Raw genomic sequence first — 20,430 nt, forward strand, 5'->3', positions numbered from 1 at the left:
GAATCAAAGAAAGAATAACTCAGTTGTGCGACGAATATGGAATTATATTTATAGAAACTGAGGAAAGTTATACAAGTGTCGCTTCATTTTTAGATGGTGACTATCTGCCTATTTATGGTGAGAAACCCAATAATTGGAAACCATCACCGAAAAGAATAAAGCGTGGTTTGTATAGAACTGGTAATAATTGTTTCGTGAATGCAGATTGTAATGGGGCTGCAAATATCATCACAAAAGTAAGCAGCAAAGCATGGTTTAAACTTAAGCCAACTGTGTAGGGGCACAATGAAATTGTCCCCAAAGAGTATATCTTTGGTCAGCGCTCGAAGAAACGGAGCAACACGGATTTATCCTGTTGCGTAGTATCTGCTTAGAATCCCCGTGACTTGAGTCCGGGGAGTAGTCAAAATTGTATCCCTTGTCTATACAAATATTTCTGGGACACCTGTCAATTAGAACTGTTAATTCAATACTATTGTTGGTATACTTTTTATTACTATGTTTCAGTACTATTAAGCTAAGAATTATTTAGATTTTATATCTATCCAACCTTATGAGAAGCTCTAATTTTTGAGTTTGTTATGCTGCTCTTTCTATACCTGAAAAGCACTGTAGATGAAGCAACACCCTAGAGTTGTGCCATTTGAAATATTTGCCACAAGTCCCTGTTTCAGATTACCCACAGACGCAGTGTTATAAAATTATTTGATAAAATTAGTATTATTGGTGAGAGTAAAATTGAACTATTACAGTTAAATGTATAGAAATTAAGACCGCTGTTAGCAGTATTCTAAGTTTACTTAATTCCTGTAATGCTATTTTTTTGACGCAATGTTGTCAACCTGTCTCCTGGGTTATCAAAAAATTTTATTGCAATAGACCTTGATACGGATGTATAAAGTTTCACCTTTTTTCCTACTTTTTTTTTATTCTTCATTCTTCCTGGTCATTATTAAGCTGTATGGTTAAAGTTAAAAGTATGGCAAATTTTAATATAATGTTGTAAGTAGATCAATCCTGTAAAAGACTAAACTAAGTGGTAAAATCAGAAAGTATATTTATAACATTTATCTTGAACTTTGGCAGTTCGTAACAGAAGGAGACAATATGGCCGAATTAAGCAAAGAAGAAATGCGTGAGAGACTGGGAAATATTGACAAAATTCGTGATATAATATTTGGCCCTAAGCTCAGAGAGTACGAAAATCGTTTTGAAAAGCTAGAGTCAGAATTATCTTTAGCGAAACAAGAAACTAAAAATCAGATAGAACAAGTAAAAAGTGATTTTTCTAAAGAGCTTCAAGCTACAGTAGATTCTATAGAGAAAAAGATTAGGAATATTAACTTAAATATCCAAAATACTCAAGAAGATGTTGTGGAAACTAAACAACAAATTGAACGAGTAAATCGTAAAATTATTACTACTAAAGAAGCTTTAAATGAAATTATTGATAATCAAACAACTTCTCTACGGGAAGATTTATCACAAACAAGGGAGAAATTACAGAATGATGTTAGTTATTTGAAAACCCAAATATTTGAGGAACTTGAAAAGCGTTTTTCTTTACTTGAAGATGTGAAAGTTTCACGGGACGACTTAGCAGAAATTATGTTTGAAGTTGGCATGAGAATGAAAAAAACTGAGTTTGTGAGTGAACTCAAAGAAGCAGCAGATAAAGATTTAGAAAAAGAGCTTTTAATTTCAGACAACCATCGTAAATGATCGGAATATAGATGGCTTACTTAAACGAAAAATCGACTAATAAATCACAAGATATTAATCATAATCAATCTGTTGAACTGAACACGGAAACAGTTGAACAGTTAAGACGCTTGTTGAGTTTATTAGTGGATTTAAACTTAGTTGATTTTCCGGAAGATTTAACAGCAAAATCAAGGGACTCTCAAGAGTGTATAGATTTTCAGTCAACGGCAGTAAATCACACAGCAAATCATCAAAATTTAATTCATCAGAGCATCACAAAACAGCCGAAACAAAATCAGCACAACATTACTGATATTCTGTCAGATTTAACAGCAAAATCAATCGACTCTCAAGAGTATATAGATTTTCAGTCAACGGCAGTAAATCAAACAGCAAATCATCAAAATTTAATCCATCAGAGCATCACAAAACAGCCGGAACAAAATCAGCACAACATTACTGATTTTTCGGAAAATTTAATAGCAAAATCAATCGGCTCTCAAGAAGATACAGATTTTCAGTCAACGGCAGTAAATCACACAGAAAATTATCAAAATTTAATCCATCAGAGCATCACAAAGCAGCCGGAACAAAATCAGCAGAGCATTATTGATTTTTCGGAAAATTTAATAGCAAAATCAATCGGCTCTCAAGAAGATACAGATTTTCAGTCAACGGCAGTAAATCACACAGAAAATCATCAAAATTTAATCCATCAGAGCATCACAAAACAGCCGGAACAAAATCAGCAGAACATTATTGATATTCCGTCAGATTTAACAGCAAAATCAATCGGCTCTCAAGAGTGTATAGATTTTCAGTCAACGGCAGTAAATCACACAGAAAATCATCAAAATTTAATCCATCAGAGCATCACAAAGCAGCCGGAACAAAATCAGCACAACATTACTGATATTGCGGAAGATTTAACAGCAAAATCAATCGGCTCTCAAGAAGATACAGATTTTCAGGAAACTGCTGTTCATCAAACAGAAAATAATCAAAATTTAATCCATCAGAGCATCACAAAACAGCCGGAACAAAATCAGCAGAACATTACTGATTTTTCGGAAGATTTAACAGCACAATCAACTGACTATCAAGAAGATATAGAATTTCAGAAAACTGGTGTTCATCAAACAGAAAATCATCAAAAATCAATCCATCAGAGCATCACAAAACAGCCGGAACAAAATCAGCAGAACATTACTGATTTTTCGGAAAATTTAACAGCAAAATCAATCGGCTCTCAAGAGTATATAGATTTTCAGTCAACGGCAGTAAATCAAACAGAAAATAATCAAAATTTAATCCATCAGAGCATCACAAAACAGCCGGAACAAAATCAGCAGAACATTACTGATTTTTCGGAAAATTTAACAGCACAATCAACTGACTATCAAGAAGATATAGATTTTCAGAAAACTGGTGTTCATCAAACAGAAAATCATCAAAAATCAATCCATCAGAACATCACAAAACAGCCGGAACAAAATCAGCAGAACATTACTGATTTTTCGGAAGATTTAACAGCACAATCAATCGACTCTCAAGAGTATGAGGATATATATTTTCAAGAAACCGCAGTAAATCCAACAGAAAATCATCAAAAATCAATCCATCAGAACATCACTAAACAACCAGAACAGGACCGGGATAATATTATTGATGTTGAGGGTAAATCTACTAATAATCAATCAGAAAAACCAGGTATAGAAAAACCATTACTTGTCCCACAAAAATCACCAGAATTATCAGACGATCGCCAACAATACGATGCAGAATTAGAAGCTTTTGAAGCCTTACAAAATATTTTATTTGGCTCTCAATTAGCCAGGGTAATTCGGAAACTAAATACTAACCAGGGAGTAAAAAAAATTAATTCTAATCAAGATGAATTCAATAATGTACTAACTCCTTTATTCTCAGAAAACTTACAATTAGGTCAAACAGAAGCAGAAGTCATAGAGACAATTTCCCCAGTTATTGAGCAAGCCATACAAAAAAGATTTAGACAAGACCGACAGGCAATAACTTCATCATTAGCACCATTATTAGCACCCTCAATAGAAACACAAATCAAACAAGAACCTCAAGTAATAGCAGAGGCAATAGCACCAATCATAGACATCATTATTACCAAAAAAACAGAACAAGATAAACAGTCAATAACTTCATCATTAGCACCATTATTAGCACCCTCAATAGAAACACAAATCAAACAAGAACCTCAAGTAATAGCAGAGGCAATAGCACCAATCATAGACATCATTATTACTAAAAAAACAGAACAAGACAAACAGGCAATTAGTGAAGTATTAGCACCATTATTGCCAGTAGCAATTTCTGCTGCAATACAGAATTATCCACAAGAAATTGCCAAAGCTTTAGGACCAGAAATGGGAGCAGCAATTAGAGAACAAATTAGAATAGATCGACGACAAATTTCTCAAGCATTAGCACCAGAAATGGGTAGAGCAATTAAAGATCAAATTACTTTAGAACAAAATTCTATAGTAGATGCTTTATATCCTGTCATGGGCAGCACCATTTCTAAATATATGGCAGAAGAAATTCGAGATATTAACGACAAAATTTCAGATACTTTTAGCTTAAAAGGAATAAAACGTAAAATTAAAGCAAGTGTTCAAGGAGTTTCAGATGCAGAATTAATCATCTCAGAAATAATGATTTTTACTGTCCAAGCAGTGTTTCTCATCCACAAAGAATCTGGCTTAGTAATTTCTGAAGTTCAACATTCTGGACGAGATAGATTGGAATCAGAAATGTTGGCAGGAATGTTAACAGCTATTCGGAGTTTTGTGAATGATTGTATTGCTCAGTCCGGAGATATTTCTGAACTAAATGAAATTGAATATGGGAATTCACAAATTATCTTAGAAGTTGCCGGATATTGTTATTTAGCTGTAGTAATAAAAGGACAAACAAGCAAATCCTTTATCAAAGAATTACGACAAGTACTGAGTAACATTGTGATCGATCATGGTAAATATATTAAAAATTTTGCAGGAGATTCTGATACTATTCCTCCTTCAATTCAGTTGTTATTAAAGTCATTAATGGATATAGAAAATGTACAAGAAAATCGTCAATTAAAAAAATCTAAACGTCCCACTGCTTTGTTAATAGTTTGTGGATTAATTTTGAGCTTAATATTTGTACCTTGGGGTATCTATCAGTATTACAGTAGACTTTATCGTGGTATTGAAGCAAGAACTAGAGAAGCTTGGTCTAATATTCCTGAGTTGGCTATTTATAGAATAGGTGCAAAAGTAGAGCAAGGTTCCTTAATTTTAACTGGAAAACTGCCAAATAAAAATCTACGAAATAAAGCAGCAAAAATAGCTAAAGAAGAAGCTAGTTTCTACAATTTAGAAGTAAATAATAAAATAAAAACTGGGAGAAGACCACACGACGCTTCCGAAATCAGTGATGAGGTAGATAGACTTACAAGAGTATTAAATCAAATGGAAGGTGTGTCAATCAGCACTGAATATGGAAAAGGTAGAGTTACAGTCAGAGGAACAGTGATGGATATGGCAGATTCTCAGATAATAATTCGTAAAATTGAGCAAGTTCCTGGAGTACAATCTGTAATCAGCACAACTAAACTCAGTCCACTTAAACTGAAAACTCGCATCTACTTCGATCTGGGTTCAGCCCAGCTCCAGCCTGTATATATAGATACAATGGCCCAGATTAAAGAATTTCTTACCCAATATCCTCAAAAACATCTTAGGATAGTAGGTCATACAGATCGTACTGGCAATCTCGATATCAACGAACAGTTGGCCGTTGAACGAGCATATACAGTCAGGGACGCTTTGGTGAAACAGGGAGTGGATGCCAGACGATTAGCAATAATTGGACAAACAAACTCTCCTCAAGATGTGGAGTACAATCAACCACTATTATTAAGTAGGTGCGTAACATTTGAGTTGTTTGAACCAAATGAAAAAGACAACTAGCTGTGAAATATGATATCGAAAAAAATTTGTCTTGTTGGTGATTTTGGTGTGGGAAAAACTAGTCTTATTCGTAAGTTTGTCGATCGACAGTTTAGTGACCAATATCTTTCTACGGTAGGGGTAAAAATTTCTCGTAAAAAAGTTGATTTACCCAAAACAGAAGCAGAAAAAAATGATTTTTTGCAGCTATTAATTTGGGATCTAGAAGGTCATACTAAGTTTAAGGCGATCGCTCCTAGTTATTTACAAGGAGCTAGTGGAGCAATAGTTGTAGCAGATGTCACCCGTAAAGAAACTATAGAAAGTCTTTCCGAAAGATTAGATTTATTTTTATCAGTAAATCCTAAAAGTGTAGTCATTTTGGCTTTGAATAAATCTGATTTAGTTGATGCAGAAATAATCAATGAACTATTATCAAAATTCGAGCATCAGGAAGATGAAAGAGTTATAGCGACATATTCTACATCGGCTAAAACTGGCGATAATGTAGATGATATATTCCATAAATTATCATATAAAATGCTAGAAAAAATAGGATGATTAACGAAGTCAGAATTCAGAATTCAGAATTCAGAAGTTATTTCTGTAACGGGTATTTGAGCAAGCCTCCAAAAATATTTCGCCTTAAAAGGTGGGGTTGCACGACCCAATTATTTTGATAAAATTATCTATGCCAAAATAAATACAGCGCTTTTCAAATTGATGAACCACATCTTCACACATTAAACCTTGTAGGGACGTTCCATGGAACGTCCCTACTGTGGTCTACCCAAATGAAAACTGCTGTAATGTAAATTACTGAGAAATTGTGGTCTAAAACTTCCCTTTTTAAGGGGATAAAAAAAGAGAATATTTCTAATATCAAGCCTCCTTATTGCAGAGGTACTATTAGTGTAGTTCCTCCGGAGGAGGCTAACTGATAACTGATAAGTGATAATGTAAGCATTTCCTGCGGAATGCTGCGCAAACAGCTATTAGCAGTCAGCTTTTCCTGCGGAATGCTGCGCAAACAGCAACAAGACTCTCTCATATAGGACAGTGTTTAAATTAATATAATATAGAATTTAAGGGGAAGGGAGCCAACTTTTATAGTAAGATAATTAATAAAGTTTTTATCGTAAACTAAAAAGAATAGCTGATAGCTGATAACGTAGTTCCTCCGACTAGGAGGCTAGCTGAATTCTGAATGCTTACTTGATAACTGATAACTGAAATGACCCATGATTAACCTATTAAAAAAACTTTTAGCACATCGTCAAATAGAGTATTTGATAATTAATTCAGAGTTAAAAATTTTAGAGGTATCTTATGGGTTAAGTAGATTTGCCGCTCCTCCAGAATTAGCAGTTTCAGGTGAAGATATTCGTAATAGCTTTCCAGAATTAGCAGGAGTTGAAGAAATTTTAGAGGAAGTTATTAATGGGCAGAGAGAAAGTTTTGAATATGAAGGAGTTGCTAGGTCTTCGGAAAATAAATCTCCTCTGTATATCAATATATCTATAATTACAATTACAGATTTTAATGAAAATTTTCGAGAGAAAAACTTAGTTGTATTAGTCGAAGATGTAACAGAAACAATGGTAATGCAGCAGCAGTTAATTCAAAGTTCAAATGAATCTAATCTTTTATTAAGTTCTTTGGCTGCTTCTGAGGATTATATCAATAAAATTATTACTTCTATGGCGGATGCTTTATTAGTAACAACAAGTTCGGGGATAATTAAAACTGTTAACCGTGCAGCGGAAATTTTGTTTGATTATACAAAAGAAGAATTGGTAGGTCAAAAGATTTCTATGGTTATTCCCAAAGAAGAATTACTACATAGAGCACGGCAAAAATATTTATTTTTAAAAGAACAAATTTCTCAAGATATAGAATTAATTTGTCAGAATAAAACAGGAGATACAATTATTGTTGAACTTTCTTGTTCAGTGATTCAAACTAATGTAGAAGGAATATATAATTTTGTTTATATAGGCAGAGATATTACAGAACGTAAAAAACAGGAAGATGAAATACGTCAAGCTTTAGAACAAGAACGAGATTTAAGAGAGCTAAGGGGTCGTTTTTTCTCAATGGTGACTCATGAATTTGGTAATCCTCTAAATACAGTATTATTATCTACTCAATTACTAAGATCCTATGACTCTGAAATTACTGAAACTGAAAAAGATCAATATTTAGTGTACATTGAAGAGTCTACACAAGAAATGCTTGAATTGTTAAATGATGTCCGATTTATTGGTAAAGCAGATGCTGGAAAATTGAAATATAAACCAGCACCTGTTGATTTGATTAAAGTCTGTTCTCATATTACTGAATCTATCAAAGTTACTGCTAGTGATAAACATATAATAAATTTCACAGTTAACAAAAAATTCAAACAGAAATCTCAACCTAAGTCTAACAAGAATGATGCGATATTCTTCTTGATAGATGAGAAACTAATTCGGCATATCTTAAATAATTTATTATCAAATGCTGTTAAGTATTCACCTAGAGGAGGAGAGGTTAATTTTCAGTTAACTTTAAACGATCGAAGAGCTATTTTTCTGATTGAGGACAAAGGAATAGGTATTCCAGTTGAAAATCAAAAAAAATTGTTTGAATCTTTTTACAGAGCAAGTAATGTGGGTAAAATAGCAGGGACAGGTTTAGGATTATCAATTGTTAAACAGTCTGTAGATCTTCATAGTGGAACAATAAATTTTTCAAGTGAAGTAGGCAAAGGAACTACTTTCAGAGTTGAAATTCCATTGCAAAGAGTATCTTGAAGAAGGAGTCAGGAGACAGGAGACAGGAGACAGAATCAATTGCATGGGGTATAAAACCCCAAAGGAGTCAGGAAGGAAAATTACATGGGGACTCTAACCCTAAACAATTTTGAACACCGCGGGTGACTATGGGGTATTAAACCCATAAGGGAAAAGATAAATTAAGGCGAAAAATGTATAAATAGGGTTTGCTGAAAAAGTTTTATGGGTAAGGGTAGGAGACAACCCACCCCTAGCCCCTCCCAGGAGGGGAGGGGAAGACAGGAGGAACGGGAAATTATAGAGGAGGTAGGAGGAAGAAGAATCAAGGAATTATTCTGCGCAACTATACGCCTAAAATGCTAATTTTTTGAACCATTACAACCATTAAGCTTGGACTTTTTTTAACTAAAAAATGCGCTCAACCAATATAAGTCAATACTTTTAGATTTAATCAGCAAGCCCTAAATACTAAATATAAAACTAGGATAGAAACAGCTTTTTATCGCTATCAAATTCTCATTCATTTTTTATAGCATTCGTGGGGTGATAATTGGTATTAGAGATTTATGGTAGAGAAAAAAATCTCAGTAGTTCTCAAGATAAAAATTGTCTAGTTTTGATTAAGTTAGTAAAAATGTGGTATGGCAAGAAACGAGTTAGTGTTTGACTTATATTAATGATGAATCTTAGACAGAGAAATGCTTTTCCCACTGTTGCCTGTTCCCTGTTTCCTGCTATAGTTTTTCTGAGCGAGAAAAATATACACAGAAGGAATAATTATGGCTTTAACCGCTTCTACAATGCTGACATTAGCAACTCCAGCTCCAGATTTTCAGTTACCGGATGTAGTTTCCGGAGAAACCATTTCCCTATCAACATTTGAGGGAAAAAAAGCACTCTTAATCATGTTTATTTGCCGTCATTGTCCTTTTGTGAAACACGTTCAATTAGAACTTGCTAAAATTGGTGAAGATTACGTTCCAAAAAATGTAGGAATTGTAGCTATTAGTTCCAATAATATTGAAACTCACCCTGATGATGCTCCCGATAAACTAAAGGAAATGGCATTAGAATTAGGGTTTAATTTTCCCTACTGTTTTGATGCAACTCAGGAAGTTGCAAAATCTTATACTGCTGCTTGTACTCCAGATTTTTTCCTATTTGATGCTGATTTTAAATTAGTATATAGAGGGCAATTAGATGATAGTCGTCCTAGTAATAATCAACCAGTTACAGGAAGTGATTTAAGAGCAGCTTTAGATGCAGTTTTAACAGAAAAATCTGTAGGTGAAGAACAAAAGCCAAGTATTGGTTGTAATATTAAGTGGGTACCAGGTAATGAACCTTCTTATTTTGGTTAGTGGCAAAGTTCAACAATTAATAATTAATAATTAATAATTAATAATTACCTCTCCTTGAAAAGAAGATAATTGACGCATAAGGAAAATTTTTTCTTCTCTTGGTTGATTGGATATGGCTCTGAGACCTCACCATCCCACCCTACGGGAAGCTGCGCTGACGACCGCTTTTTTATCCTTTAAAGGAGAGGTTTGAAACCTTAATTATTCGGTAATATTTGAACTTATTACACAATTAAAAAGGAGAAATTTATTGGTTTGTTGAAAAAATATTTTCTCCTTCTGTTGTGACATTTATATTAGAGTCATGAACATATACTAATTTTATTTAATATCATGTCCGTTTATATCGTTTGTGTAAACCCAAGAGTGAATATCTACAGGAAATAATGGTTTTTTTCTTGCGAGGGTAGCCTTCCTCCCTCTTCCCTTTTCCTTCTTCCTTCTTCCTTCTTCCTTCTTCCTTACCTTTGCTATACAATACCGATGCTACCGGACATGATATTAAGTTGCGTAAAAAAACCGATAGCTTTTAGGCAACAGTTCATTAATTGATAATGGATAATGGATAATTGATAATTACCTCTGGTTAAAACCGCTCTTGATTGAAAATAAGGAAATATCCTAGCACTTTTTTTCCCCTTAAAAGGGGAGGCTTTAAACCAGAATTATTTAATTATTAATTATTAATTATTAATTATTCGGTAAGAAGGTTTGCCGGACTTTGTACTCTTAGTAAATAAATAACTATTGTTTGAAATATCATTTGAAAACGCTATATTTCCTCATTTTTAATTCTTCAATTCTTAGCCACAATAGTTGAGTTTTTTCCTATAACTAATAGAAAAAATGTATAGGATTTATGTTGGTTGGCAAAGTTTTGGCGACGTATGTCAGTTGAGAGGAAGGCCGAACCTATATTTTGCTTAACAGTCAGCTATCTTACTTATACGGTTCTCCTACTGCTATAGTGGGGGTCTTTTGCCGAGACTGAGATAAAATAAATAATTATAATTAAAGAAAGCTTCAGAGGATAAAAAAATGGCTATAAAATTACAAAGGCCAATATTAGTCGGGGGCATCGGATTATCTCTATTGTTATGGTTATTAGATAGTGTCCAGCATTCTGTGTCAGAATTTGGCGGAGCTACCATGTTAGGAATTATGGCAGCAGGTTTAGGAGTTTTATTCTTAAAAAAACCAAAGTCTAAAACACTCCAGAAACCTACTATAATTGCACCACCAACAAAAGAAGCAGCAGAGGAAGCGATCGCTTTATCAACGACTACTATAGATAAGATTTCTCAGGAAATAAACAGCACTAACAAGTCTGAAGAAATTAGCCAACTACGTCAACAAGCAACGACATTAATTAACGAACTAGAAAGAAAAGAATTAAGTATAGTAGTGACTGGTTATCGAGGAGTAGGTAAAACTTCTTTAACGGAAATATTGAATTCTCAATGGCTATCCACTAATTCTCAAAAGTTAGAAATTAGCGATTTAACATGGCAGGAAGAATGGATAACAACAGATGAAGATACTCAACTTAATCCTCTTTCACCTTACGACCTAATATTATTTGTTACTACAGGTGACTTAACAGATTCAGAATATCAAGCTTTATCAAAATTAACATCTCTCGGTCAAAGTTTTATCCTAGTTTGGAATAAACAAGACCAATGTTTGCCAGACCAAAAACCCCAGATATTACAGAAACTAAAAGAGACTTTATCTACCATTAAATCAGAAGAAAATTTAGTAGGAATTTCTGCTAAACCTAACTATGTTAAAGTGCGCAAACATCAGCCAGATGGGAGTATTCAAGAGTCTACAGAACAACCATTACCAGAAATATCTGGATTGGTAGAAAAATTGAATCAAACATTAGAAAAAGAAACAGAAAAATTAGTCTGGGCAACTACTAAAAGAAAAGCACAAATAGTTACACTTGAAGCGAAGAGTATATTAAATCAGGTAAGACGAGAACGTGCTATTCCGATAATTGAAAAGTATCAATGGATAGCTGCAGCAACAGCATTTGCTAATCCAGTTCCAGCTTTAGATTTATTAGCAACAGCAGCTATAAATTCTCAGTTAATAGTAGATTTAAGTGCTATATATGAGCAAAAATTTTCTCTCGAAAAAGGCAAGCAAGTAACGGGAACTATTGCAGAGCTGATGTTAAAATTAGGCTTAGTAGAAATTTCGACAAAAACATTAACTACTATTCTGAAAAGTAATACTGTAACTTTTGTAGCTGGCGGTGCAGTTCAAGCTGTAAGTGCTGCTTATCTAACAAGAATAGCAGGTATTAGTTTAGTAGAATATTTTGCTACTCAAACAGATAGTAATTCTGTGAATATAGATAAATTAAGCAAAATTATACAAAGTGTATTTAGTCAAACTCAGCAAAATAATTTCTTGAAGTCTTTTGTAACTCAGGTAATGAGTCATATTTTGCAAGAGGAGAAAAAATCAGAAGTTGTCTCAACTCCAGCACAATAATATGGCATTAACGAAGTCAGAAGTCAGAAGTCAGAAGTCAGAAGTCAGAAGTCAGAAGTTAACCCACCCCTAACCCCTCCCAGGAGTGGAAGTAGGGGATTTGAGCAACTCTCCAAAAATAAATATTGCGCCTTAAAAGGCGGGGTTTTAGACCCATGTTATTTTGATAAATAGTAAGTTTCTCTGCTAAATCATTAGTATATTGATAATTTTTTAGGGGCGACTATTATCTGAGAAGACTAGCAGATATAAGCTGAACAAAATATTTCTATACTTCCACAGATACTAATTTTTGTGAAAGTTGATAAATTAGGATAAATTCTGCAATAAATAGTTAAGTACTTCTGCTGAATAATTAGTATATTGATAATTTTTTAGGGGCAACTATTATCTGAGAAGACTAGCAGATATAAATTGAACAAAATATTTCCCTACTTCCACAGATAGTCAATTTTGTAAAAGTTGAGAAATTAGTATATTGATAATTTTTTAGGGGCAACTATTATCTGAGAAGACTAGCAGATATGAACTGAGCAAAATGTTTCCCTACTTCCACAGATAGTAATTTTTGTGAAAGTTGAGAAATTAGGATAAATTCTGCAATAAATAGTTAAGTACCTCTTTGGAATAATTAGTATATTGATAATTTTTTAGGGGCGACTATTATCTAAGAAGACTAGCAGATATAAACTGAGCAAAATATTTCTATATTTCCACAGATACTAATTTTGTGAAAGTTGAGAAATTAGGAAAAAATTATTCAAAATATTTACCTACTCCCACAAAATTTCCACAGATACTAATTTTTGTGAGAGTTGAGAACTTAGGATAAATTCTGCAATAAATAGTTAAGTACCTCTTTGGAATAATTAGTATATTGATAATTTTTTAGGGGCGACTATTATCTGAGAAGACTAGCAGATATAAACTGAGCAAAATATTTCTATATTTCCAACCACAGAATTGAAGTACAAAAACAACGAGCTTTAGTTATCAATTAAAGGTAATAAAGCTGATAGCTGATAACTGATAACTGATAACTGAAATGACCTTGACTAACTCAAATATATACTCAGAAATAGTGACAGAATATTCTCAATCTCCAGAAAGTTATCAAAAACAAGGTAAACAACATTGGAAACGTGCTAGAGCAAGTTTACGAAAAGCTCTAAATAGATACTCTGCTTTGCAAAATACCGCACAAAAAACAACCTCTTCTGAATTTTCATCCTCCTTAAAAACTCAATTAGATTTATTAAAATCCAACATTGATAAGCTAGAACAAGGAGTAATCCAAATAGCAGTTTTTGGTCTTGTAAGTCGTGGTAAATCAGCAGTTTTAAATGCTTTATTAAGTGAAAAAATATTAGAAACAGGCCCTCTAAATGGTGTGACTCAATGGCCTCGTGCTATTAGATGGACTCCTAATATTTTTATTAATTCTCATCAACAAGAGACAGCAAAAATAGATTTAATAGATACTCCTGGATTAGACGAAGTAGCAGGTGAAGTTCGTGGAGAAATGGCTAAGGAAGTTACTCGCAAAGCAGATTTAATTCTATTTGTTGTTTCTGGGGATCTTACCCGCACTGAATATGATGCTTTGCGTGAATTAAGGAAGGCTAAAAAACCGCTAATTTTGGTGTTTAATAAAATTGATTTATATACAGAAGTTGAACGAGAAGATATTTATCAAAATTTGCAAAATATTGTTGCGGATAAATCAGAAGAATTAGAAGAATTAGAAGATATTTATCCTCCGACAGAAGTGGTAATGGTATCAGCAGAACCAGCTCCTATACCTGTAAGAATTGAATGGCCTGATGGTAATGTGACTAACGAATGGGAAACTCCATCGCCTCAAATAGATCCTTTGAAACAAAAAATAATTACTATTTTAGAGCGGGAAGGGCAGTCACTTTTAGCATTAAATGCGTTAGTACAAGCAAGAGAAGCTGAGGTAATTATTGCTCATAAAGCTGTTAAGATTAAACAAGATGAAGCTGATGATTTAATTTGGGATTTTGCTAAGTATAAAGCTTTAGCTGTTGCTCTTAATCCTGTTGCTATTATTGATGTAATGGGAACTACTGTAATAGATTTAGCTTTAATTCGCTCTTTGTCTCGTCTCTATAATTTGCCTATGACTAGCTATGAAGCAGGTAAACTTTGGAAAGTAATTATATTCAGTGAAAGTGGTATGTTATTAGGGGAGTTGGGAAGTAGTTTATTATTAGGTTTAGGAAAGGTTGGTGTTACTTCTTATGCAGGAGTTGCTATTACTCAAGCTTCTATTGCAGCTTATGGAATTTATGCTATTGGTAGAGCTACTAAGGTTTATTTGGAAAAGGGTTGTACTTGGGGGCCATTAGGGCAAGATATTGTTATTCAGGATATTTTAAGTCAGGTTGAACCGGATACTATTATTTATCGTTTACAACAGGAATTATTTGAAGGAAGAAGGAAGAAGGAAGAAGGAAGAGGTTAATAAATTTTCTGGAATTATTTGAAGGAAGAAGGAAGAAGTTATTGAAAAAGGAAGAAGGAAGAAGGAAAAATCTTATGTTGTCTTAGTTTTAAACTTTTGATTTGTCCTAACCTTTCCTTAGACTGCTATACTTTTCCCGCACTTCCCCACTCCCTTACTCCCCTACTCCTTTTACCGAAAAATTCAGGTATAAAACCTCTCCATTCATCGAGAAAAAAGAAAAAAAATCCTTTGATCCAATCCTCTTATACCAATTCCCAAAAATAATGCTATACTTCCCATAGGACTTCAGTTATTAAGTAATAATAATGGTTAAATAATGTTTGTGACGATTATCGGCATTAAACCAAGATATCTTATCTATTTTGAGACAACAATAGCCAAAAACTAGGTACTTTTTCAGAACGGAAAAAGTCTAAAATCAATATCAGTCAATACTTTGGTATTTAATCAGCAAACCCTAATAATTAATAATTAATTATTAATTATTAATTATTAAATGCTTACCTACAATTTCAACATTTAACTATTCTTAAACCTTCTCTGAAGTGAGCAACAGTCGTTACTACTGCTACTACAAAATAAAAAATTCTAATTACCCAAAAACACAAACTCATTGCCCAGGAAACAACCCCTGGTGGCACCCCTATCAAACTCACAAACTTTGAATTAACGCTCTTTTCCAATCTATATAAATTATTCATCTGTACTTTTTTATCGGGGAGAACAGGAAACTGAGCAGTATATAAATAGAAACCATAAATGCCATCATTACCTACCCTTTCATTTAAAAATGAATTAGCTAGTAATTCAGCTCCATCAAGGGATAAATTTTCATTATTTGCTACCTGTTCTACCCAAATATCATATCTTACCATTTGAGTTGTAAGAAAAATTATTGGCACTAAAATTATTAATATAATTGCACTCACATAACGACCTAAATACTTAGGTAAAAAAATACTTGCTAAACCAAAACCCATTCCGACAACAGCAAAAGCAACAATATTAAAAAGTTCAACTATTTCTATTCCTCTTAAAAAATCGCCAAATAGAATTAAACTATATAAAAATCGATCTGCTAATTTGACAGATATAATTTTGGCAGAAATTATTGTGCTAAAAATAAATGAAGTACAAAATATATAAATCGATAATTTAATCAAGAAAAGAAAAAATATACTAATTTTTCGGATGAACATGGCAATTTAATAGTTACAGCAAAAAAATCATCTATATCCTCAGATTATTATGGGAGAATACTTTCAGGAGTAAGTAACTGTGGAAGTTCAATATTTGAAGATTTAAGGTTAGGCGATCGCCACCGATAACCTATATATTTAAAAATTTCTATGAAGAGGTACAGTTTAATACTAATTTATATTCCCTATTCACTAAACTCCAAAACTGCTGTAATACTTGAACTCTTTAAGGGGTGCATCTCAATTAAGCGATAAATAATTATACTTAAAAAGAGGGAATACTCAAACCACTTGGTAATTTACAGGTAAACTCAGACTATAGATAATCCTGATTTTTGGGGTGCATCTCATATTTACAAAAATACTTTTTTCCTATTCCCTATTCCCTGTTCCCTATTCCCTCAGAGCGATAAATTTTTGGCTTTCTTCAAAACTGAGATGCACCCTCTTTAAGATAAAAATAGAGCAAATATATGAGGATAAATTAATGAGTTATCAAAATGAAAGAGATGTAATTTTTTGTCAATTTAGCAGTTATAGTCATCACGGTTATTCACAACCTCAATACGCAAAGCAATGGGTTTATCTAAATGTTGGCATTTATACCCGCGCTCTCCTCGTCGGGAGCGTCGGGATGAATGCCAATCAATGTTACGGTTTCACACGGAATATGTTAAAATGTCAACGTAGAATTAGCAAGTAGTAAATGGTTGAAAAAGCTTACAAGTTTAGGTTCTATCCTACTCCAGAACAGGAAAACCTGTTGAGGAGGACTTTAGGCTGTGTTCGACTGATCTACAATAGAGCTTTAGCTGCTAGAACTCAAGCTTGGTATAAAAACAAAGAGCGAGTAGGGTATAAGCAAACTTCTGCTATGCTTACTTTATGGAAAAAGCAGGAAGGTTTAGATTTTCTTGACAGAGTAAGCAGTGTACCATTGCAGCAAGGTTTGAGACATCTACAAACAGCTTTCACTAACTTTTTTAGTGGACGGACTAAATATCCTAACTTTAAGAAAAAACGTATGGGGTGGTAGTGCTGAATTTACGAAATCGGCATTCAAGTGGAAAGATGGTCAAGTATATTTAGCCAAATGTTCTGAGCCATTACCTATTAGATGGAGTAGGCAACTACCACTTGGTTGTGTCCCAACTACAATTACAGTTAAACTTGACCCCTCTGGCAGATGGTCTATATCTTTGAGAGTCAATGACACTAGAAATTTATTGCTCAAGCCAGTCAAAAAGCAAATAGGTATTGACTTGGGAATTACCAGTTTAGTTACTACCAGTGATGGAGAAAAATTTGCTAACCCAAAAAATTTCAACAAATTACACAAAAAACTGAGATTGGCTCAAAAGTCTCTATCTAGAAAAACCAAGGGGTCTAATAACTACCAAAAGGCTAGACTAAAAGTAGCCAGAATACATGCAAAAATTAAAGATTCAAGGCTTGATTACACCCATAAGCTAACTACTCAATTAATCAGAGAAAATCAAACTGTTGTGGTTGAGGATTTAGCAGTAAAGAATATGGTCAAAAACCATAACCCACCCCCATCCCCTCCCGGGAGGGGAGCAAGAGGGGTGGGTAGTGATGCCAACTGGTCCGAGTTAGTCAGACAGTTGGAATACAAGGCTGAATGGTATGGACGGGAATTAGTCAAGATTGACAGATATTTCCCCAGTTCTAAGCGTTGCTCTAATTGTGGACATATAGTAGAAAAATTGCCTCTAAATATTAGAGAGTGGGATTGTCCTGAATGTGCAGCTCACCATGATCGAGACATAAATGCAAGTATAAATATTTTGGCTGCGGGACTCGCAGTGTCAGTCTGTGGAGCGACCGTAAGACCATCTGAGAGTAAATCTCGTTTATGCTGGTGCTAAGAAACAGAAAGCCCCTAACAGTGATGTTAAGGAATCCCGCCCTGTCTCGTGAGAGCAGCGTCGGGAGGATGTTAACCCAAAATACAATATCTCCAGCTTGCCAAACATGAGGATAAATAGGTGTAGAATTAAGAGCTTTCTCAAATAACTCTGCCCAATATCGCTTTGCCAAATCAGGTTTATCCCCAAGTCCCTATAGAATAGAAGTGTCTGAACCCTAAATTCTAAATTCTAAATTCTAAATTCTAAATTCTTCTTGAGCCAATTTTGTTATCTGAGCGATCGCTCTCAAATCTAGCGAAAGTTTACTCTCTATATTTAACCATAATAAATATTCTATATTACCAGCCGGACCTTGTATAGGAGACCAGGTTAAACCAGAATATCCCCATCCTAAATTCTGAGCGCTACTCCATACTTGAAAAATTGCTTCAGCTTGGTCACTAGAAGAACGTACCACACCTTTTTTACCCACTCGTTTTTTCCCTACTTCAAACTGAGGTTTTACCAACAATATTGTCTCACGAGGTGGAATAAGTAATTGCCATAAAGCAGGTAAAACTTTAGTTATAGAAATAAAAGAAACATCAACTACTGCTAAATTAGGATATATTTCTGAATTTTCCTGTGCCTGAGAATTTAATATTAATTCCTCGCCATATAATTCTATAGGAGTTAAATAACGTAGATTAGTTCTCTCTTTCAAAAAAACTCTTTGGTCATTACGCAAACCCCAGTCAACTTGCCCATATCCCACATCAATACCGTAAACTAATTTAGCCCCTGCTTGTAATAAACAGTCTGTAAAACCACCTGTGGAAATACCTCCATCAAGACATATTCTGTCAGAAATAGGGATAGAAAAATATTCTAATGCTTTGGCAAGTTTATAACCTCCCCTAGAAACATATAGAGATTTTTGCTTAACTTTTATATTCGCCTCAGACTCTACTTCAGTTCCTGGTTTATCAATTATTTGCTGATTTACCATTACTTCTCCTGCTCTAATCAAAACTTGAGCTTTTTGTCGAGAAGTACATAAATTTTTTTCTACTAATAAAATATCTAATCTTTGTTTAACCACAAATTTTAATTATTAACTAGCTATCAGCTTTTAGAATTTCCGTTTAGGAATGTTCCGCAAACAGCTATCAGCTTTTTGAGTTGTTACCGAATTATTAATTATTAATTATTAATTATTAAATAATTCTGGTTTAAAGCCGACCCTTTTAAGGGGGAAAAAAAGAAATAATATCTCCTGATATTCAATTCCGTAACGGTTTTAACCAGAGGTAATTATCAATTATCCATTATCCATTATCCATTATCCATTAATGAAAATCCGCTTCATTAATGTAAAAAAAAAATCAAAAGAATTAAACTGATTACTGAGTTCTGAAAAAACTGTAGGGATTTGGTTTCCAAATCCCATTTTTACCCTTGGTAATGAAAATAATGAATAATTAATTATTAGACAGTGCAAAGTTCTTGGAATAACTATTGCTAGCTAAGGCTTTCAGCGATCTAAAGGTTAAAAACTTTTTATTCAGAGCTGTAAGTAGTGTAAGCCTTTGCCAGTAATACTTTCAGTCTTCAAAACAAATCGTTTTTTGGGATAACTTTGTACTCTCCAGTTAATTAGGGTTTGCTGATTAAATCTAAAAGTCTTTATAGATAAAGGTAAGTGCCTTTTTAAGTATCAAAAAGTACGAGGTTTTAAGTGGTAATGCTTCAATTAGGAGCGGATTTTGGTCAAGATTTGGGCTGAACAATCTTGGGACAATTCTTATTCCTACCTCCTCCCTCATTCCCCGTTTCTCCTGTCTCCTGTCTCCTGTCTCCTACCCCTACTAAAAGACTTTTTCAGCAAACCCTAATTATTAATTATTAATTATTAATTATTAATTATTAATTAATTAAATGTCCTTTTCAGCTAACTCACTAATTAAATGGTCGAAGGGTGCTTCTAAGAAAGCACCCGTTTCAATACCTGCCGCCGCCACCTCAGATTTAACAAGTTCTTTAAGAATACCAATTCCAATTACAGTAGGTCCAATAGGTACTTCTAGAGAATTGTAGGTTTCTCGAAGACCTTGTAAGACTCTTTCATCCAAAACATCCGTGTTACCTGCAACCAAAGCATAAGTAGCATAACGTAGATAATAATCCATATCCCGCAGACAAGCAGCATAACGGCGAGTTGTATAAGCATTACCACCGGGACGGATTAATTCAGGTAGTTGTGCAAACAATGTAATTCCAGCTTGTTTGACCAAACTAGCAGCCATAGAATTAATTACAGTAGCAGCTTTTACTCGCGCAGTACCCGTTTCAAAATAAGATTTTAATCGATCAACAGCATCCCGGTCCAAATAACGACCTTTAGCATCGTAATTATCTATTAAGCTAGTTATAGTGTCCCGCATATAATTATTCTCCCAACAATTCCTTAAACTTTCTATATTACCCTACTTTGACATCCTTCCGACGTTGCGCTTACGCGAAAACGTGGAATTTCCTAACATCAAGTGATGTA

At 33.9% G+C, this 20,430-nt stretch carries 11 protein-coding genes and 2 pseudogenes; 10 read left to right on the forward strand and 3 right to left on the reverse strand.

Annotated elements, in window-relative coordinates; genetic code table 11:
* From F6K54_RS19990 to F6K54_RS20025, 8 genes and pseudogenes are all read left to right on the forward strand, one after another.
* Positions 1-278: pseudogene (locus F6K54_RS19990) on the forward strand (RNA-guided endonuclease TnpB family protein); the annotation flags it as partial.
* Between the two features lie 829 nt (positions 279-1,107).
* Positions 1,108-1,722 (forward strand): hypothetical protein, encoded by a 615-nt coding sequence (locus tag F6K54_RS19995; protein WP_293080945.1) that lies wholly within the window; start codon positions 1,108-1,110, stop codon positions 1,720-1,722.
* A gap of 11 nt (positions 1,723-1,733) precedes the next feature.
* A complete protein-coding gene (locus F6K54_RS20000) occupies positions 1,734-5,693 on the forward strand; it encodes an OmpA family protein (RefSeq protein WP_293080947.1) in 3,960 nt (1,319 codons plus the stop codon).
* 9 nt (positions 5,694-5,702) lie between these two features.
* Positions 5,703-6,233: a Rab family GTPase gene (locus F6K54_RS20005; RefSeq protein WP_293080949.1), complete on the forward strand. Its 531-nt coding sequence runs from the start codon at positions 5,703-5,705 to the stop codon at positions 6,231-6,233.
* Between the two features lie 680 nt (positions 6,234-6,913).
* Positions 6,914-8,467 (forward strand): PAS domain-containing sensor histidine kinase, encoded by a 1,554-nt coding sequence (locus F6K54_RS20010; RefSeq protein ID WP_293080951.1) that lies wholly within the window; start codon positions 6,914-6,916, stop codon positions 8,465-8,467.
* Positions 8,468-9,228: 761 nt separating this feature from the next.
* Positions 9,229-9,810, forward strand: coding sequence for a thioredoxin family protein (locus tag F6K54_RS20015; protein WP_293080953.1), 582 nt, complete (start codon positions 9,229-9,231; stop codon positions 9,808-9,810).
* A 1,038-nt stretch (positions 9,811-10,848) separates the two neighbouring features.
* A complete protein-coding gene (locus F6K54_RS20020) occupies positions 10,849-12,315 on the forward strand; it encodes a DUF697 domain-containing protein (RefSeq protein WP_293080955.1) in 1,467 nt (488 codons plus the stop codon).
* 1,045 nt (positions 12,316-13,360) lie between these two features.
* Positions 13,361-14,803 (forward strand): GTP-binding protein, encoded by a 1,443-nt coding sequence (locus tag F6K54_RS20025; protein ID WP_293080957.1) that lies wholly within the window; start codon positions 13,361-13,363, stop codon positions 14,801-14,803.
* A 515-nt stretch (positions 14,804-15,318) separates the two neighbouring features.
* Here the strand turns inward: F6K54_RS20025 and F6K54_RS20030 are convergent.
* Positions 15,319-16,005: a hypothetical protein gene (locus F6K54_RS20030; protein ID WP_293080960.1), complete on the reverse strand. Its 687-nt coding sequence runs from the start codon at positions 16,003-16,005 to the stop codon at positions 15,319-15,321.
* 487 nt (positions 16,006-16,492) lie between these two features.
* Between F6K54_RS20030 and F6K54_RS20035 the strand changes: the two genes are divergently transcribed.
* Positions 16,493-16,708 carry a hypothetical protein gene (locus tag F6K54_RS20035; protein ID WP_293080963.1) on the forward strand — a complete coding sequence of 72 codons (216 nt, stop codon included), beginning with the start codon at positions 16,493-16,495 and terminating at the stop codon, positions 16,706-16,708.
* A 3-nt stretch (positions 16,709-16,711) separates the two neighbouring features.
* Positions 16,712-17,946, forward strand: a pseudogene (locus tag F6K54_RS20040) (RNA-guided endonuclease InsQ/TnpB family protein).
* A gap of 186 nt (positions 17,947-18,132) precedes the next feature.
* Here F6K54_RS20040 and F6K54_RS20045 read toward each other — a convergent pair.
* Together F6K54_RS20045 and apcB are read right to left on the reverse strand one after the other, a co-directional pair.
* Positions 18,133-18,978, reverse strand: coding sequence for a TlyA family RNA methyltransferase (locus F6K54_RS20045; RefSeq protein ID WP_293080966.1), 846 nt, complete (start codon positions 18,976-18,978; stop codon positions 18,133-18,135).
* An 832-nt stretch (positions 18,979-19,810) separates the two neighbouring features.
* Positions 19,811-20,320 (reverse strand): allophycocyanin subunit beta, encoded by a 510-nt coding sequence (gene apcB, locus F6K54_RS20050; protein WP_293080968.1) that lies wholly within the window; start codon positions 20,318-20,320, stop codon positions 19,811-19,813.
* Positions 20,321-20,430: the final 110 nt, after the last annotated feature.

Source organism: Okeania sp. SIO3B5, from assembly GCF_010692555.1.
In the GTDB taxonomy this organism is placed as follows: Bacteria; Cyanobacteriota; Cyanobacteriia; order Cyanobacteriales; family Microcoleaceae; genus Okeania.

What these genes read in the sequence shown, in the direction of transcription:
- F6K54_RS20015 (WP_293080953.1), top strand. Translation starts at nt 9,229, where the DNA reads ATGGCTTTAACCGCTTCTACAATGCTGACATTAGCAACTCCAGCTCCA.
- F6K54_RS20000 (WP_293080947.1), top strand. Translation starts at nt 1,734, where the DNA reads ATGGCTTACTTAAACGAAAAATCGACTAATAAATCACAAGATATTAAT.
- apcB (WP_293080968.1), bottom strand. Translation starts at nt 20,320, where the DNA reads ATGCGGGACACTATAACTAGCTTAATAGATAATTACGATGCTAAAGGT.
- F6K54_RS20010 (WP_293080951.1), top strand. Translation starts at nt 6,914, where the DNA reads ATGATTAACCTATTAAAAAAACTTTTAGCACATCGTCAAATAGAGTAT.
- F6K54_RS19995 (WP_293080945.1), top strand. Translation starts at nt 1,108, where the DNA reads ATGGCCGAATTAAGCAAAGAAGAAATGCGTGAGAGACTGGGAAATATT.
- F6K54_RS20025 (WP_293080957.1), top strand. Translation starts at nt 13,361, where the DNA reads ATGACCTTGACTAACTCAAATATATACTCAGAAATAGTGACAGAATAT.
- F6K54_RS20035 (WP_293080963.1), top strand. Translation starts at nt 16,493, where the DNA reads ATGAGTTATCAAAATGAAAGAGATGTAATTTTTTGTCAATTTAGCAGT.
- F6K54_RS20030 (WP_293080960.1), bottom strand. Translation starts at nt 16,005, where the DNA reads ATGTTCATCCGAAAAATTAGTATATTTTTTCTTTTCTTGATTAAATTA.
- F6K54_RS20020 (WP_293080955.1), top strand. Translation starts at nt 10,849, where the DNA reads ATGGCTATAAAATTACAAAGGCCAATATTAGTCGGGGGCATCGGATTA.
- F6K54_RS20005 (WP_293080949.1), top strand. Translation starts at nt 5,703, where the DNA reads ATGATATCGAAAAAAATTTGTCTTGTTGGTGATTTTGGTGTGGGAAAA.